Annotated in this window: 14 protein-coding genes and 1 other RNA gene; 7 read left to right on the top strand and 8 right to left on the bottom strand. The window is 63.5% G+C overall.

All coding sequences use genetic code 11. The features are described from left to right. Positions 1–114 precede the first annotated feature (114 nt). The gene (locus tag LZC94_39555; protein ID WXB13916.1) at positions 115–504 is read left to right on the top strand and encodes a helix-turn-helix domain-containing protein; all 390 of its coding nucleotides are present in this window, start codon (positions 115–117) and stop codon (positions 502–504) included. A 41-nt stretch (positions 505–545) separates the two neighbouring features. After that, positions 546–1,070, top strand: a complete 525-nt coding sequence (locus LZC94_39550; protein WXB13915.1) for a transposase — start codon at positions 546–548, stop codon at positions 1,068–1,070. Here the strand turns inward: LZC94_39550 and LZC94_39545 are convergent. Beyond that, positions 1,063–3,246 (bottom strand): serine/threonine-protein kinase, encoded by a 2,184-nt coding sequence (locus LZC94_39545; protein ID WXB13914.1) that lies wholly within the window; start codon positions 3,244–3,246, stop codon positions 1,063–1,065. The genes LZC94_39550 and LZC94_39545 overlap by 8 nt on opposite strands. A gap of 1,632 nt (positions 3,247–4,878) precedes the next feature. Next, positions 4,879–5,235: a transfer-messenger RNA gene (gene ssrA / locus LZC94_39540) on the bottom strand. Between the two features lie 589 nt (positions 5,236–5,824). Between ssrA and LZC94_39535 the strand changes: the two genes are divergently transcribed. Then, the gene (locus tag LZC94_39535; GenBank protein WXB13913.1) at positions 5,825–6,652 is read left to right on the top strand and encodes a hypothetical protein; all 828 of its coding nucleotides are present in this window, start codon (positions 5,825–5,827) and stop codon (positions 6,650–6,652) included. Positions 6,653–6,718: 66 nt separating this feature from the next. Here LZC94_39535 and LZC94_39530 read toward each other — a convergent pair whose 3' ends face one another. Next, positions 6,719–7,264, bottom strand: a complete 546-nt coding sequence (locus tag LZC94_39530; GenBank protein WXB13912.1) for an RtcB family protein — start codon at positions 7,262–7,264, stop codon at positions 6,719–6,721. Here LZC94_39530 and istA point away from each other — a divergent pair. Genes istA through istB form a run of 3 tightly spaced genes read left to right on the top strand, consistent with a single transcriptional unit; the run spans position 7,251 to position 9,501 of the window. After that, the gene (gene istA / locus LZC94_39525) at positions 7,251–8,237 is read left to right on the top strand and encodes an IS21 family transposase (GenBank protein WXB13911.1); all 987 of its coding nucleotides are present in this window, start codon (positions 7,251–7,253) and stop codon (positions 8,235–8,237) included. The two genes, LZC94_39530 and istA, sit on opposite strands and share 14 nt — an antisense overlap. Then, the gene (locus LZC94_39520) at positions 8,219–8,686 is read left to right on the top strand and encodes a hypothetical protein (GenBank protein WXB13910.1); all 468 of its coding nucleotides are present in this window, start codon (positions 8,219–8,221) and stop codon (positions 8,684–8,686) included. The genes istA and LZC94_39520 overlap by 19 nt, the downstream gene beginning before the upstream one ends. Then, positions 8,683–9,501: an IS21-like element helper ATPase IstB gene (istB, locus tag LZC94_39515; GenBank protein WXB13909.1), complete on the top strand. Its 819-nt coding sequence runs from the start codon at positions 8,683–8,685 to the stop codon at positions 9,499–9,501. Before LZC94_39520 ends, istB begins: the two co-directional genes overlap by 4 nt. A gap of 49 nt (positions 9,502–9,550) precedes the next feature. On the opposite strand, the gene LZC94_39510 is transcribed toward istB, so the two are convergent. Continuing rightward, entirely contained in the window at positions 9,551–9,739 is a 189-nt protein-coding gene (locus tag LZC94_39510; GenBank protein ID WXB13908.1) for a hypothetical protein, read from the bottom strand. An 80-nt stretch (positions 9,740–9,819) separates the two neighbouring features. Here LZC94_39510 and LZC94_39505 point away from each other — a divergent pair, with 80 nt between their 5' ends. Then, entirely contained in the window at positions 9,820–10,485 is a 666-nt protein-coding gene (locus LZC94_39505) for a LysE family translocator (GenBank protein WXB13907.1), read from the top strand. 54 nt (positions 10,486–10,539) lie between these two features. On the opposite strand, the gene LZC94_39500 is transcribed toward LZC94_39505, so the two are convergent. The 4 genes from LZC94_39500 to LZC94_39485 form a co-directional block, all read right to left on the bottom strand. After that, a complete protein-coding gene (locus LZC94_39500) occupies positions 10,540–11,697 on the bottom strand; it encodes a hypothetical protein (GenBank protein WXB13906.1) in 1,158 nt (385 codons plus the stop codon). Between the two features lie 1,272 nt (positions 11,698–12,969). Continuing rightward, positions 12,970–13,875: an aldo/keto reductase gene (locus tag LZC94_39495; GenBank protein WXB20306.1), complete on the bottom strand. Its 906-nt coding sequence runs from the start codon at positions 13,873–13,875 to the stop codon at positions 12,970–12,972. Between the two features lie 250 nt (positions 13,876–14,125). After that, entirely contained in the window at positions 14,126–14,593 is a 468-nt protein-coding gene (locus LZC94_39490) for a cytochrome c (protein WXB13905.1), read from the bottom strand. 169 nt (positions 14,594–14,762) lie between these two features. Continuing rightward, a complete protein-coding gene (locus LZC94_39485; protein WXB13904.1) occupies positions 14,763–15,494 on the bottom strand; it encodes an AraC family transcriptional regulator in 732 nt (243 codons plus the stop codon). Positions 15,495–15,598 lie beyond the last annotated feature (104 nt).

Below are 15,598 nucleotides of genomic sequence, written 5' to 3'. Positions count from 1 at the left end.
CTCCGGTGCGCCTGTTCGCTCCACCATAAATTGACTGAGTAGTGTTAACCCCAGTGCTCACCTGGGTCGATCAAGCGTCTTGCTCTTTGGCTCGAGGCATGATCTGGTCGCGGCATGGCGGAAGCGCACCCTCTTGAATTGAGAGCCAGGGTCGTCGAGGCGTACGAAGCTGGCGACGGAAGCTATGCGGTAATTGCCGCTCGATTTCGTATCGGTGAGGCGAGCGTCAAGCGGTGGGTTCGTCGAGGGCGTCGTGGCGTGCCGCTCGGCGCCGACCCGAAGCGAGGCGGAACGCCGTCCCCGATCGGCCAGGGCGACGTTGATGCGCTTGTTGCGAAGCTGCGCGATGCGACCGCTAACGAGATTACGGCGGAGTTCAATCGGCTTCGCCCGCGGGGCGCGCGAGTTCATGTGTCCAGCATGAAGCGCGCGCTGCATCGGTATGGGTACGTCATCAAAAAAAACGCCGACGGCCGTTGGAGTGTCAGCGACCCGACGTCATAGCCAAGCGCCGCTCCTTCCGACGGAGGATCCTCCGGATTCCCGTGGAAAAGCTGGTTTTTCTCGACGAATCGGGCCTAAACCTGGCCATGAGTCGGAGCCACGCCTGGGTGAAGCGAGGTCGCGAATTCATCGATCGCATTCCTATGAACTGGGGCACGAACCTCACACTTCTTGGGGCGATGCGCCTATCGGGATGGGTCGTCCTCAGCACGATGTTCAAAACGGCCAACCGTCCCCGCTTCCTGGCTTGGCTGAAACGCAAGCTGCTCCCTCGACTGTACCCCGGAGACGTCCTGGTGATGGACAACCTCCCCGCCCACCGCGACCCGCGTGTCGTAGCCGCCTGCAAGGCGCGCGGCGTTCGTGTCGTCTACTTGCCCCCATACTCGCCCGACCTCAATCCAATTGAATCCGGCTGGGCCCTCCAAAAGCAATACGTGCGACGCCACGCTCCCCGCCACCCCAAAGCGCTTCGGCTCATCGCCAGACGAGCGCGCTTTCGAGTCACCGAGACGCACGCGAGCAACTGGTTCGTTCACGCCGGTTATCGGGCTCCACTCAGGTGATCTCTGGGGTTAGGCGGGAGACGTCCGGTGCCGGGGTCGAGAGGAAGTCCTTGGCCGAGAGGTGGCGCCAACGTTGTTCGTAGGCGTTCCGAGCAACTGTCGCATCGTGCGTCGAGACGAGCAGCACGTTCGCGAGAGCGTAGTGCGCAAACTGACTGTCCGACTTGACCGAGATGAGCCGGCGAAAGGCAGCCTCCGCTTTTGTGCAGTCCCCCCGCGAGGCGAGAAACAGTCCCTTCCACCGGAGACAATCCCCGGAGTCCGGCGATACGTTGAGGCATCGGTCGAACCGATCGAGCGCCGCGACGATATCGCGCTTTCGAATGAGTATTCGTGCCGCCTCGTATTCGTGGCCCGCCACGGGATTGAGCTGGAGGGCCGCACTCGCATCGAGAACGGTAAGAGCCTCATCCAAACGCCCCATGCGAGCCAACGCGCGAGCGTGGAGCGTGCGAAAATCGGGATCGCGTGGCATCTGCGCGGAGTTGGCGGCAGCCCGGCGATGGACTTCCGCAAAATCGGGCGGATCGGCCACCCAAGGCTCGAGGACGTCGAGGATCCGCCGCTCGCGCTCCGTCAGTCGTGCACGATGCTCGCGTGCATGCCGGAAATGATCGCGCCGCTTCGGGAAGGTGTAGCTCGCGGCGATGATGTAATAGAGACTCGCGGAGGCGCATTCTGCATCCAGCGTGGTGGCTTCTTCGAGTTTTGGAAGTGCCTCCCATTCCGAAGCGTCGCGCCAAAGTTGAAGGCCCGCGGCGAGGTGCGGACGCGCCGAGGGGGCGCAACGGTTGACCGTTTCCGCATCGACCTTCTCGGTGTCGAATGTTGCGATCGGAGGGGTCGCCGAAGTTGCCTGGGCGGGGGCCTGGGGACGGACAATCGACCGGCCCACCGTCACACCAGCTACAGCGAGGGCTGCTATCGCTCCGAGGACCACAGGCCACCCGCGCCAGCGCCGCGCAGGCTGCAAATCCAGAAAGAGCGCATGGAAATTGGCATAGCGAGCCTCTGGCTCTGGCGCCATTGCACGCGTCAGGACGCGACGCAGGTGGGGCGGTACCGTCGGCGTCACCGTGGCACCGTGGTCTACGCGAAGCGCGTTCACCTCCCGCAAACGTGGGTGGGACTTCGTGAGCAGCTCGTGGGCGACAAGCCCCCAGGCGTATTGGTCGGCGCGTGCATCGATGGCTTTGCCCGAGAGCTGCTCCGGCGCCATGTAGCGTGGCGTGCCGACAATGCTGAACAACGTGTTGCTTTCGTGACCTTCGCGCTTCAACGCTTTCGCGATGCCGAAATCGGTGACCTTTGCCCTTCGCTCGTGAGTAAGGAGAACGTTCTCCGGTTTCACGTCGCGATGCACGATTCCGCGGTCGTGCGCATGGGCGAGCGCCTCCGCGATCTCCGTGAGCCATTGCAAACGCTCGGTCTGCCCCGCATCTCCTTGCATGGCCTTCCGAAGATTACCCCCGTCACACAGCTCGAGGACCAAGTACGGCAGCCCCGCGCTCTCGCCCGCGTCGAAGATCTCGACGATGTGGGGATGCTTCAACACGGACACCAGACGAGCTTCGTTCAGTAACCGTCGTTGCGCGTCATCGCGCTGCTCGGGTGTGTTCTCGGAGGCGTGGTCCAGAACGACCTTGAGCGCGACCGTGCGTTGAAAAACGCTGTCGTATGCGCGATACACCTCGCCCATGCCGCCACGACCGAGCACGCCGTCGATGCGGTACCGCTCGGCGAAGGTACTACCCACCGCGAGGCGCGCTTCGTTTGGTGAACTTGGAGATTCGAGCGTCAGCTCTTTGCTCGCGGCATGCTGCGGCTCGAGGAGGCGCTCACAAAAGCGGAGATAGTGAGCTTCCTCAAGCATGACTTCGGCGATGTGCAGCAGCCCCAATGTCGACCGATTCAGAACGGTTCCTGTTCCCCGACCGGACAAGCATGCTTCAAGGGCGGCCGTAGATGTGGCGATGACTACAAGAATGAGGTGGGCGCACGCCTCATCGTCGGCGAGATAGAGCATCCAACCCTCACCGCGCTCAAGGAGTCGATCCAGTCGAATGTGTTCACGGATGCGACTTCCAACTTTCGGTGCGCCCGCTGCCGTATTCGTTGCCGTATCGGCGATGAGGTCGTCCCTCTGCGCCACCGTCACGGGGGTGACCGTGCTCACGGAGCGCCTCCGGAAGCCCTCACCGTCAAAAGACGGAAGAGCCGTAGCTCAGGGCAGAACCGTGCTCCGAGTAATAGCCAGCCTTTCATTCCCCGGCTCACGGGGCCGTCGATTCGCGATCTTGCTGCCAAAGGCGCCAGACCCTCCCCGCCACGGTTTCAGACGGCTGCATGGTGGATTCCTTCTTTGATGACCGCAAGTCCAATTTCGATCGATTGGTGAAATTCCCCGTCGTACCTCGATTGCCTTACGATTCGCAATTCTGAGCCGAAGCAACGGCCATTTCGACTCGCGCAAATTCGGCCCGCTTCTTCTAAACATTGCGGCGACAACACAGTTGCAAGTCGACGTTCCGCTACTTCAACGGCAGAGCGCAAGCCGCTGCCGACGTACCCGACGTTGTGGCGGTCACATCGTTGCCTCGTCGGAGATTTTTTTTGCATGTCCCAACATGCAAAACGACTCGCCGCTCCTTTAACCATCAGACACCGCACACCACGTTCCGTAACTGCCGATGAAGGATCCGTCCATTCACGGTTCGGGTGAGCCCGATCCGCGGCGCGAAAGGGTATTTTGCCTTATTCAAGAAACACGCAATCAATCTGCCCAATCGTGGATAGACGCAGAGCCGCGTTGACACTTCTGATGATGTCGCGAAGGGAATGATGAGCCTAAACCGAAATAGCTCGCATGGCGTTCTCGATACGGAGTCATTGCCAAGGGCACATCCGCGGCCGCCACCGGGTGGTGGCCGAAGTATCCGGCCTCCTCATCTCGACGACGTGCACCATGCACTCGCCGGGCTCGGGATCGCTCCTCGACGAGCTCGCGTTTTACATGCTCGAGCACGAGAATCGCCTTTACCTGGTCGGCTTCAGCGCTCCGATCCGCAGACGCGTAGAGCGCACGGGCGCCCCAATGGACGACAGGAAGCGCACTAGTGTGCGGACCGACATCCTCGGCGTGCGCGCCTGCTCTCCTTCCATACGGCCGACTTGTTCCATACGGCTGTCCTGCCCAGCAGTGCCTCGATTGAAAGATTCGAACGGCTCCTCGAAGAGCGACCACGGCTCACCGGACGTTCACCTCCTTGCAGCAAAGGCGACATCGGACGGCAGTGGCTCTCTGCGCCGTGCCGGGCCGCCAACGGCCTGCTTTCCCGAACCTGCCGGTAGGCGGCGCGCTCCAAATCGATTCCACCGAACCACTGCATGGGAGGTCCGTCATGCAAAGCCCCTGCACGCTCACGCTCGAATTGCCCCCGACTTGCCTTTGCGTTCATGACCGCGATCGTCGTCGCGACGTTGCTTGCGCCTGGGCCATGCGCAGAAAGAGAGCGCGCCGGGATCGTTATCGGCGCGCACGTCCCGAAAGGTATCGGCCGACGTCCCAATTTCGTCCAGAGATCCATTCGCTTGCCGCCCCAATGCTGCGCCAGAATCAGCGCCGCAGTAGGTCGAGTTCCGAGGGACAGGCAAAATGGGCGCGATCCGCTCTCGCCCTCCGCCGCCTGACCGGGGCCATTGCCCTCACGCCAAAGCTCGAGGTTTGGTCGCCCATACTATCAGGCCACCCTGCAAGCTGGACACTCTCACCCTCCTCCTTTCGGAGGAGGGATCGAATTTATCGCATCAGTGGAGGCGCCGGGAATCGAACCCGGGTCCGAAAATCACACGCGACACGCATCTACGTACATAGCCGACATTTTAATTTGCTCCGGAAGTCGCCCATCGGCAGGCTGCTCTCGGAGCTAGTCACCTGTTTGATTTCGCGCCGTGCCCGGTAACCCGACACTTTGCTAGCCAACTCGTTGACGCCCTTCCGAGGGCGTTGGCGGGCCCTTCGGTCGGACGGCTTCTACTGTTTTTTAGGCAGCGAGAGCGAGTGCGTTATCGTTCGCAACTATACGTTCCGCGGATTTTTACGTGGATCAGCGGGCCACGGTACGCAGCAATGCCGTTGTCATCTCCGTCGAAGCCGATCGCCCCCGTTATGAGGTGCGTCTGTGACCCGAAGGTCACGTCGGCAAGATAGAGATGTAGGCGGCCGCGTCAAGCTCCCACCTGCGGCCTCCCGACCGAACCTAGGCGAATCCACTCCGAAATCGGCTATTGGCGAGCCCGGTACGGCGTCGCGGCCAAGTGCGCTGCGTGTACATTGTCATACACCACCCTGCCGCGCTGCGCCCGCCTTCGTCCGGAGAGGCCGCCAGGATCGGCCAGGATCGGGATCGGAAAGAGAAGAAGAAGAAGAGGAGAGGAGACACGGTGCACCCGGAGGCTCGTCGCTCCCGATAGCCGGAGCAGGACGAACCTTCCGCATGCAACGCGCCGTTCGATGTGCAGCGGACGAACGTTCGCGATCGACCTCGTCGAATCGTCGGCGCGCGTGTGAATGGGACATTGGCGTCACGCTGGGAAGGATCTCGTCCTAATTTCGATTGGTTCGCGCTCGCAGTTCCGTTCCAATGACGTCAATAAAAGGACCGCACTCGGTTGCGCGAGAACCTCATCCTCAAATGGAACGTAAACAGCGATGCTCGAGGGGCTAACGCGGCGTATCGTTCGCGGGTGCTCCCATGACAAGGTCCGCCTCGCATCGGCGTGGTTTGCATCGATACACCTTGCGCGCGAGCGTGCTTGTGGGCATCGCCGTGGCGGCAGGATGCTCCTTTCTGGTGGATGTCGATACCTTGACCGGGGGCGGAGGTGGAGGCGGCGCGGGCGATGCGATGGGCCCGCCCAAAGACGGTGATTCAAGTGATTCCGATCGTTCGAGTGACTCCGGGTCGGCCGGCCCCGTTTTCGTCAACATATCGACGGCGATGCCCGTCAACGCCGTGAATTTCGATATCGATGCGCCTGTCGGCGCGCAAGCGGACGATTTGCTCATCGCGGTGATCTACGTCGATAAGGCGGAGAGCAAAATTACGTTTCCGGCGGGGTGGCAGGTGCAGGACTATTTTCCGCTTTGCGGCTCCGCCGCCGTGTGGGCATATCGAGTCATCTTACCGACGGACGAACGCGTTTATCACTTCGCGGCCACCGTGGCCTCGTCCCTCGAAGCGCTCGTGCTCGTCGCCTACCGCGGTGTGCACAAGCTCGCGCCCCTCGACGGTGTGGCCCAGCGGACCTCCTTCGGCATGACCAGGATCTATACATCGCCCGGAATCGAGAGCCGCGCGCCAAACGAGATGCTCGTGATGCTGGCCATCAACGATGGTGGCGAAAACGCCACGTGGGTCACACCCGATGGCATGATCGCACGAAACAACTTTGGTATCATCTCCGTATTCGACGAAATGCGCCCCACCGCAGGGCCGACCGGACCGCGAAGCGCCATCGCCCCCAGCGGAACGTATTGCGGCGCGGCCGACCTCTTACTGTTGCGGCCCCCTACCGGGTAGCTCGATGCGCGCGCCGCTCGCCGCGAGTGCCGACGGCCGCGGCGAAAGCACGAGGCGACGTTCGAGCTACCCCTTTACGGTGCAAAGGGGCATCAGGCGCGCCACCTTTCGCGCGATGTTCGCGTGTTCGACGGAATCGATGACCGGCTCCACGGGCTTGTACGCATACGGAGCCTCCTCCATGACCCGCTTTTCGTACTTGTCGAGGATATCGCGACGGCGCGCGAGCTGCGGCGCACGGGGATCGATGGGACCGACCACGCGCAGCTTTGCAACCGCGCCGGCGAAAACCTCCTTGGGAACGTGGGTGGCCTTGGCGCGGGAGAGCGCACGGCCGGCGCCGTGGCAGGCGCTCGCGAGCGCGTCTTCGCGGCCCATGCCGGCGAGCAGGTAGCTCGCCGCGCCCATCGAGCCCGGGATGATCACCGGCTTTCCGTGATGATCGGCGCCCGAGGGCCCGAATGCAGGCGTGGCGCCTTTGCGGTGTGTACGCGGCCACGTTAAATTGACCCACGACGGCCACCAGAAATTGACCCACCCGGCGGAGCGAAGCGCGGGGAGTCGTCGTCCGGGGATGGTGCCGATGGACGTGGTGGCAGTGATTCGACACAAGGTGGCGAGCGAAGGGGTTCCGATTCGAGAAGTGGCGCGGGAGCTCGGATTGTCGCGAAACACGATTCGGCGATACGTGAGGGCCAACAAGATTCCGGTTCCAAGGCCAGAAAAACAGGTCCGACCAAGCCCGGTGCGCGACGAGGTGGCCACGGCGGCCGCGGCTATCTGGCGAGCGCGCCGATCCTTTACGGCGGGCAAACAGCGGCTGACGGCCAAGCGGCTGTGGGAGCTATTGCGTGAAAACGGGCACACGGCGAGCGAGCGCACCGTGCGGCGATTGGTGGCCGAATTTCGTAGCGGTGAGCGTGAGGTGACTGTTCCTCTGGTGTACACGCCCGGCGAGCTCGCACAGGTGGATTTTTTCGAAGTGTGGGTCGAGCCCTCGGGGATTCGCCAGAAGGCGTGGATGTTCGTGATGCGCTTGATGCACTCAGGGCGCGACTTCGCCATGCTCTGCGCGCAACAAGACGCCACTTGGTTCTTAGCGGCTCACGTTGCGGCGTTTACCTACTTCGCGGGGGTGGTGGCCGCCGTGGCCTATGACAACTTGAGCGCGGCCGTGGCCAAGATCCTCGTCGGGGCGCCACGGCTGCTTCGGCCCCGATTTGCCGCGCTTTGCGCCCACTACGCCTTCGAGCCACGTTTTTGCCGCCCCGGCGAAGGCCACGACAAGGGAGGAGTCGAGCGCCGCGGAGGACACGTACGTCGCCAGCATTTGGTGCCCATTCCGCGCGGTGAATCACTTGCCGCCATGACCACGGCTTTGCAAGCACGCCTCGATGCTCAGCATTCGCGCAATCCGATGTACGTCGAGGCCTGGGCCCGCGAGCGCAGCGCGCTGCGGCCTCTCCCAGCGCCTTTTGACGGCCGCCAGGTGCGCACCGTGCAGCTTCGCCACCACGCCAGCTACCTCGTCGCGGGCGCTCGGTGCCCAGTCGGTGGTGCGGTCAGATGGTCGACCTATTCCTAGGCATCGACACCGTCACCTTCGCCAAAGGCGACGAGACCATCTGCCATCCTCGCGTGGCCTTCGGTGGCCGAAGTATCGACTATCGGCATTTGCTACTGCCACTATCGCGCAAGCCACAAGCTCTGCGCCAGGTCGCTCACGAGTTGGTGGTACAATTCGGCTCACCATGGCCCGAGCTCTGGGAGACGCTTTGCAATCGGTATTCGCCCGACCTGATCGAAGCTGCACGAAGACTGGCTCCGTGGTTGGAGCGCGCTGACCGCGAGGGAGTCGGTCGGGTCAAGCAAGCCATCATCACCGCCCTTGCGTGCGGTACGCTGGTGCCCTTTCTGCAACGCACAAGGCGCACCGAAACCCTCGCCGCTGTCCCGCTGGCATTATCGGAATACGCGGTCGAGACGCCCGACCTATCGCGCTACGACGTGCTTCTCGAGAGGGCATCGGCATGAGCACCGACGACGTGCTCTTGGCCGCCGTACGCGCCCATACGCGCGTACTCAAGCTGCCGACCGTCGCACGAGAGTGCGAAACGCTGGGACGTCAATCGCTGGCCGAAGGCTGGTCACCGTTGCAGTACTTGCGGGCGTTGCTCGACGCCGAGCTCGCAGTCCGCGCCGAGCACGCGATTGGGCGCCGCATGCGAGCGGCTCGTCTGCCCGTGCACAAAACGATGTCGCAATTCGATTGGCGGAGGCCACACGGTCTCGAACGCGCCCGCGTCGAAGACTTGGCTCGTGGTGCCTGGATTCCGACGGCGCGCAACATCGTGATCTTGGGCCCCGTGGGCACCGGAAAAACGCACTTGGCCATCGCGCTCGCCATCGAGGCCATCAAGCGCGGCCACCACGTGCTCTTTTACCGCGCCTCCGACTTGGTCCGGGCACTGACCGAGGCCCGGGATGCACGCGCTCTTTCTCGCCTGCAAGAGCGACTGCGAAGGGTTTCACTCTTGGTGGTGGACGAACTTGGCTTTGTACCGTTTGAAAAAGCCGGCGGAGAGCTGCTCTTCGACGTCTTGTCCACCCGGCACGAACGGTGCGCAACGGTGATCACATCGAATCTGGCTTTTAGTGAATGGAACCGGGTCTTCGTCGACGACAAGCTGACGGCCGCACTCCTGGACCGTCTGGCCCAGCATGCGGAGGTCCTCGTCACTCGCGGTCCGGGAGACCGTGTCCCGGCCGCGGCCACCAAAAAGACAGATTCAAGATCTGACGAGAGCAAACCCAAAGCGACCCAGGAGGTGCCGGCGCTCACGCGGTGAGTGCCCCCCATCGCGGCGGGGTGGGTCAGTTTTTGATGGCCGAGATGGGTCAGTTTTCGGTGGCCGTTGACACTTCGTAAGGGATCCCCGCCTCGAAGGCCCAGACGTCGAGATCGGGCAGCAAGGACAAGGTCGAATAGGCGACCATCCTCGCGGCCAGGGTGCGCGTGGAGATCGCGGCCGATGATTCCAGCCGCGCGGCGAGGCATCCCACGGCGATATGACCGATGCTAGCCATCGCCATCCAACGCCATTGCGGAGCTCATCATTCCCTCCGCGCGCAACCTGGCATGTGAATCACCCCTGGCCACGGCGGCCATGCGCCACTATCTGCCCGGGATGCCCGACGCATCGTCCTATGCCGCTTTCATCGTTGCCGCCTTCGGCCTGTGCGTGACCCCGGGCCCGGACATGATGTTTATCGTGGCCATGGGCGGCCGCGGTGGGCCCATGACGGGCTTGATGGCCGCGCTCGGTGTAGCGTTTGGCGCGTTTTTGCATGCGATGGCTGCCGTGCTCGGGCTTTCGGCGCTGTTCACGAGGTTGCCAGCGCTCTACGAGGTGCTGCGTTGGGCGGGCGCGGCCTACCTCATTTACCTTGCGGTCAAATCATTTCGCGACCGTGGCGCGCTGGACCTGGGGCAAGGTGATGACGCGGTCGCGGGACGCGCGGGGCCGACCCGTACGCGGGCATTCTGGCAGGGGGCGGCCACCAACCTCCTCAACCCCAAGGTCATTTTGTTCAACGTCGCGTTTTTGCCGCAGTTCGTGAATCCCGGCCGCGGCGCCGTGACGATGCAGTTTCTCATCCTCGGGGTCACGCTCGTTCTTTTGGGCCTCGCGGTCGATGCGACGGTCGGCCTGCTCTCGGGGCGCGTGGCATCCGCGCTGCGCCGAAGCCGTCGTATGGCCCGGGCGCTCAACATCTTTAGCGGCACCGTCTTTACGGGACTGGCCGCGCGGCTGCTTGCCGCCCCGAAGTGAACCGGCGTGAGCCGGCGTGAGCCAACGTGAACATTTGAGCTGCGCGAGCGGCTCTCAGCAGCCGCCGCCGGCACGGGCCGGTCGGACCGACTGAATGAGCTTCTGGTCGAGATCGCGGAAGATGGACGGTCCGCCCATCGCGTTGGCGATGTGGCGGCCCGCGGTGACACCCTGCCCCGTGGTCGTGGGCGGATTGACGATGCCGCCGCCCTGGCCTTCGCCCACCGTGAGGATGCGAAACGTGCAATTGCCGCCGTCCACCACGTAACGTGTAATGGTGCCGATGAACGGGTGATTCCATTGGGTGGTGTTCCGCGCCCAGCCGTTTCCACGCTCGAATGTGACGCACCCGATGGGCAAGTTGAAAACGGGGTCCACCACCCAGCCCTTGGTCGAATTGGGATCGTCCCCCTCGCCGCGCACGGCGGGCCCGGTCGGCCCATTGAAACGTTGGAGCGCCGCGTTGGCCTCTTCCCAGGTCGTTCCGGCGGGGAGCCGATCGCTGATGAGCGCATAGTGGTGCGAGGTCGCGGTGGCCGAGCGATAGAGGTTGCCCTGCGCCGCCGTGCGCGGATCGTATGTGCCGCCCGGTGCGAATTGGCCGGAGCGGAAGACGCCGCGCTCGAAGTTCTCTTGCGGGGACGGCGCCCCCGGGATCGCCCCGCTCCCTGCCTCGCGCGCCTCGCACCTCGTCAGGAGCTCGACGGGGTTGGTCAGGAGGCGCATGGATCGTCCCCCGATGCTGACCTCTCCCGAAATGGACTTTTGCGTCTCGACGAGGGAGCCGCCACCACCCACCAGACCATCGAGGATCCCCACCGACATGTTCGCGGGCGTGAGCGCCGGTAATTTCACCGCCGTGCTTTGTTGGAAGGGGAGCGATCGCGAAGCCTTCGTTCGATCGTCGGTCAGGGTGAGCTGGTCGCCCGTCACGGCATACGTTCCCCACTCGCCGCAGGTGTTCGTATCGCCGGACGCGGGGCACGCGGGCGTGTTCTTCCAAACCCAATAGCGCGTACCGTCGATGAACGAGATGAGCGCTATCTCGCCTTCGCTCGCGTCGAGCGCATAAACACCGCGCGCGGTCGCCCCCGGGGGCTCGTCATTCGTGTCGTCCGCACGGCATCCGGCCTGGATCATCGGCATGACGGCGAGCGCGCCAAGCGCCACGGCCGCACGCCCGACGATGTCTTTCCATAACATGGTCTTCATTTGTACCCTCCCTCCTCCGTAGGGGTTACGCCTGTAATTGCAAAAATCCCTCCATATCGTTATTCGTGATATGTATCGCGTACTTTTCCCATTGCACGATGAAATGCGAAGGCCGCGCGCGGAACGCGGTATTCCGCCTGCGGGAACTTCGTATTCCGCGCGGAAGGATTGGTTCCATGGAACGCCGGGCTGCCCGAGCCGGCGCGGGAGCGGTGCTGGCCAATTTCGTCCAATTTCGAGGGTGTGCGAACGACGTCTCCCGCTTGGCGCGGAATGATCGACCCACGGCGGAATAGGGGCGAGCGCCGATAGGTTGGTGCGCGCGGGACCGTCCCAGATAGCGAGCACCATGCGCGGCTACTTCCTTGTCATCTCCGTGTTCGGAGCCCTCCTCCTCGCTGTTTCTTCTTCGTTGGCCGCCTGCACCGAGCCGAATCAGGGCGAAGGTGAGCGCTGCGATACCCGCAATGGCCACGCCGATTGCCAATCCGGCTTGCAGTGCGTTCACCTCGCGCGCGACAGATGCGCCGCGAACAGCCGTTGCTGTCCACCGCCGCCGGCGATATCGACTTCGTCCGAGTGCTCGGTGCTCAATCTTCCGAACGCCCCTCCGCCGGATGCTCAGGCGCCGGATGCCCAAACGCCGGACGCCGGAGTGCCGGATGGTGCCGCGCCGGAACCCCCGTGTGGATGATGGGTCGCACGACCACCGCCTAAAACTTGCCCGCTCCGCATGGCCCACTATCGTGTGCACATGCGCGTTCTCGCTCTCTCCTGTGCCCTTGTACTTAGCAGCCTCGTCGCCGGTTCGGCCTACGCCGAGCCTACCCCGAGGCCGGCGCGAGCTGCGCGTGCTGCGGAGCGCCCTGCCGGTCATCAGCCCGTTCGATCACCCGCGCCCCACGGACGCTATTGGAAGGCCAAGCCCTCCGTGCCGCGTTCGGGGCACGTTGCAACCAGCGCAGCCAAGACGGGAGCTTCTGTTCCTGCTTCTCCTTCTGTTCCTGCTCCTGCTCCTGCGGCTGCAGACAAGGCAAGCGTCCCCGCAACGAGCTCGCCCATGCCCGTTCTTCCTCCGCCCGTGTCCCTGAGCCTCCCGCGGGAGACGACCACACCCGCGTCGGCGACGCCGCCTCCGAGCCCGCCCAAGGAATCGAAATCGACATCGGCTCATGAAAAGCGGCGCGCTCGACGAGGAAAGGTCAAAGGGCCGGCGCGCGACAGCAGCAAAAGCATTTAGTCGCGCGTCGCCGCACCTCGCAGCGCCGTGCGCTAAATCTGAGCGCCCTCGAGCCACTTCGGGTGCTGCACGGTGCCGTCGAACTTCTCGCTGGTCTTGAACTTCTCGTAGACGCCGTCTTTGGCGGCGTCGCGCGTCTTTGCGAGGAGCACCTCGACCGAGGCTCGATCCATCGGCTTGAAGGCGATGGCGGCCGAGATGGCCTGCTCCAAGACGCCCATCGAATCGCACCCGGTGATCACCACCGAGGTGGGCAGGTTCATGGCGTAGTGCAGGCACTCGACGGCCGTCACCACCTTGCTCTCGAGCAAAATCCCGGAGCCCATCGACTTCATCCCCAGCACCCCGATGCCTTTGTCGATCAGCACGGGCAGCACATTGCGCTCGAAGCTGCGGAAATGAGCGTCCATGACATTGAGCGGCATCTGCACGGCGTCGAACGCGAAGCCGTGGGCGTCGGCCGCGCGCAGCATGGCCAGATGAATGTCGGGGTGCTTGTGCCCCGTAAACCCGATGAAGCGAAGTTTGCCGGCCTTTTTGGCCTCGGTGAGCGCCTCCACGCAGCCGCCTTCGCCGAAGCAGCGCGCGGGATCGGTGTCGCGGATCACCTCATGGATCTGCACCAGATCGATCCGGTCGGTGCCGAGGCGGCGCAGCGACTGATCGAGCTGCTCGGCGGCGGCGCGCTTGGTACGGCCATCGAGCTTCGTCATCAAAAAGGCCTTTTGACGGTAGCCGTCCCGGAGCGCCTTTCCCATGCGTAGCTCGCTCTCGCCGTCGTTGTAGTCCCAGCAATTGTCTAGAAAGTTGATGCCGCGGTCGAGCGCGGTTCGCACGATGCGAATACCCTCTTTCTCCTCGGGCACACCGATGTGAAACCCTCCCAGCCCAACGATGGATACCGCGACACCCGTCTTGCCCAATTGGCGCATGGGCATGGTGTCGCGGGTCACCTTGGCCGGCGGCAACGCGGTGGCGCCCTCGGCTGGGGGCGATTCCTTCTTGCAAGCACCGACGACGCCGGCAACGAGCGAAGCCGCAAACGAACCGAGTAGGGCACGGCGATCCAGGTGCGTGGTCATGCCATCGGCAACGCATTGGATGTGCCATGGCAATGCTCGCGCGTTCCATCTCGGGACGCGCTCGCGTGAGCTCCTTCACGTGGCAATACGTCGCGCTGGAGCGAAATCAACGCAACTTGATGTTGGCGGTGCTCGTCGCGTCGATGTGCACGCCAGCCACCGAGACCCCGTTGGCTTTCAAATCGAAGGCGATGATGTCCCAATATTCGGTTTCCTTGAGCGATCCGGGACTTTTGGGCGGCATGGTCCTCACCGCGAACTGCGCGACGTCGAGGGCGGTGTGGAATTGGTTCGTTCGCACCCTTTGTGTGGACCGCGGATGCAACGGAAGCGCCTCCTTGCCCACGAGCGGAGGAGCTTCCCCCGAGCCTTCGCCGCTCGGCCCATGGCATGAGGCGCAGTGCGCACCGTACAGCTGCGCGCCTCGCGCGGCCTGCGTTTCACCGTCATCGGTGTTGCTCGTCGGCGGAGCTCCCGAATCTTGTGAGTTCGAGTCTCCACATCCGTTCATGAGCAGGAAAAGAGCTGCGGAGCAAAGAAAGACGTACGACGATAATAGAAGGGGTCGGGCCATGGCTTGCATCTCCACTTTCATCCGTGCGGGTGGACGTAGGACGGGGAACAGCCAAAGGGAGTCACGACGGGCTCGTGAGGTTCCCGATTAAAGTCGCCCGGCCCCGCCTGGACACGTCGATCGACCGGCTGGTGTTCACCCCCCGAGGTCGAAAGCTCCCCCACGTGGTTCACGGACAGCGGATTAGCGTGACATTCTCCGGATTGATGACCGTCGATGGATTGAGGCCAAAGACGTCGATGAACGCATGATCGAGGTGCGCGAGATCGTGAAAGCCGACCTGGTGCGCGATTTCCGTGAGCTTTCGTCCTTGCGACCATAGCGAGACGGCCCGCCACACCGCGGCCCAACGCGTGTAGTGGCTCACGCTATTGCCGGTGACCTCCTTGAACAGATGCCGCAAGCGCGAGGAGGACAACGACAAACGGCGCGCCAGCGCGGTCAAGGTCACCTCGTCGAAGGGCAGCTCGTCGATGAGCTCCAGCGCGCGCTCGATCCGCGGATCGAGGGTCGGCGGGGTTGGCGCCTGGCCCGAGATGATCTGCACGGCCGATTCGAACAGCCGATCGACCCCGGCGCAGGACAGCTTGCCCGCGAACGCCTCCGCCAGCGCCGGCAACAGCGAGGTGAATCGCTCGAAGTCGAGGGATTGCACGGGCTCTTCGCCGAACCGTGAATGTATCGGCAGGTCGAAGATCGCCAAATCGCTGTTGACGGCCACCAAGCGCCGTCGCGGTACTTTCGGGGCTATCAGTGCGACACGGGCCGACAGGGACGAGTCATCGCCGCACTCGAGCCAAAATGGTTCCCTGCACGCCACGAGCAAGGTCGGTGTGAGGCGCCGATAGGGACGGGGAGGCTCCAGGATGAACGTGGGCGCCAGCAGCAGGAATCGGCGCATACCGTAATAAGCAGTGAATCGCAGTGGTTCCCGCATTGAGCATTCAAAATAGCCGGTTCATACAAATAGAACAGCCTCCTCGTACAAGCCGGTGCTCGGCTCGG

The sequence above is a fragment of the Sorangiineae bacterium MSr11954 genome, assembly GCA_037157815.1.
In the GTDB taxonomy this organism is placed as follows: Bacteria; Myxococcota_A; Polyangia; order Polyangiales; family Polyangiaceae; genus Pendulispora; species Pendulispora albinea.
Note: the sequence above shows the minus strand (reverse complement) of the source record. Positions and strands in the feature narration are given on the sequence as shown.

What these genes read in the sequence shown, in the direction of transcription:
- LZC94_39490 (WXB13905.1), bottom strand. Translation starts at nt 14,593, where the DNA reads ATGGCCCGACCCCTTCTATTATCGTCGTACGTCTTTCTTTGCTCCGCA.
- LZC94_39510 (WXB13908.1), bottom strand. Translation starts at nt 9,739, where the DNA reads ATGGCTAGCATCGGTCATATCGCCGTGGGATGCCTCGCCGCGCGGCTG.
- LZC94_39555 (WXB13916.1), top strand. Translation starts at nt 115, where the DNA reads ATGGCGGAAGCGCACCCTCTTGAATTGAGAGCCAGGGTCGTCGAGGCG.
- istB (WXB13909.1), top strand. Translation starts at nt 8,683, where the DNA reads ATGAGCACCGACGACGTGCTCTTGGCCGCCGTACGCGCCCATACGCGC.
- LZC94_39535 (WXB13913.1), top strand. Translation starts at nt 5,825, where the DNA reads ATGACAAGGTCCGCCTCGCATCGGCGTGGTTTGCATCGATACACCTTG.
- LZC94_39495 (WXB20306.1), bottom strand. Translation starts at nt 13,875, where the DNA reads ATGCCCATGCGCCAATTGGGCAAGACGGGTGTCGCGGTATCCATCGTT.
- LZC94_39520 (WXB13910.1), top strand. Translation starts at nt 8,219, where the DNA reads ATGGTCGACCTATTCCTAGGCATCGACACCGTCACCTTCGCCAAAGGC.
- LZC94_39500 (WXB13906.1), bottom strand. Translation starts at nt 11,697, where the DNA reads ATGAAGACCATGTTATGGAAAGACATCGTCGGGCGTGCGGCCGTGGCG.
- LZC94_39485 (WXB13904.1), bottom strand. Translation starts at nt 15,494, where the DNA reads ATGCGCCGATTCCTGCTGCTGGCGCCCACGTTCATCCTGGAGCCTCCC.
- LZC94_39505 (WXB13907.1), top strand. Translation starts at nt 9,820, where the DNA reads ATGCGCCACTATCTGCCCGGGATGCCCGACGCATCGTCCTATGCCGCT.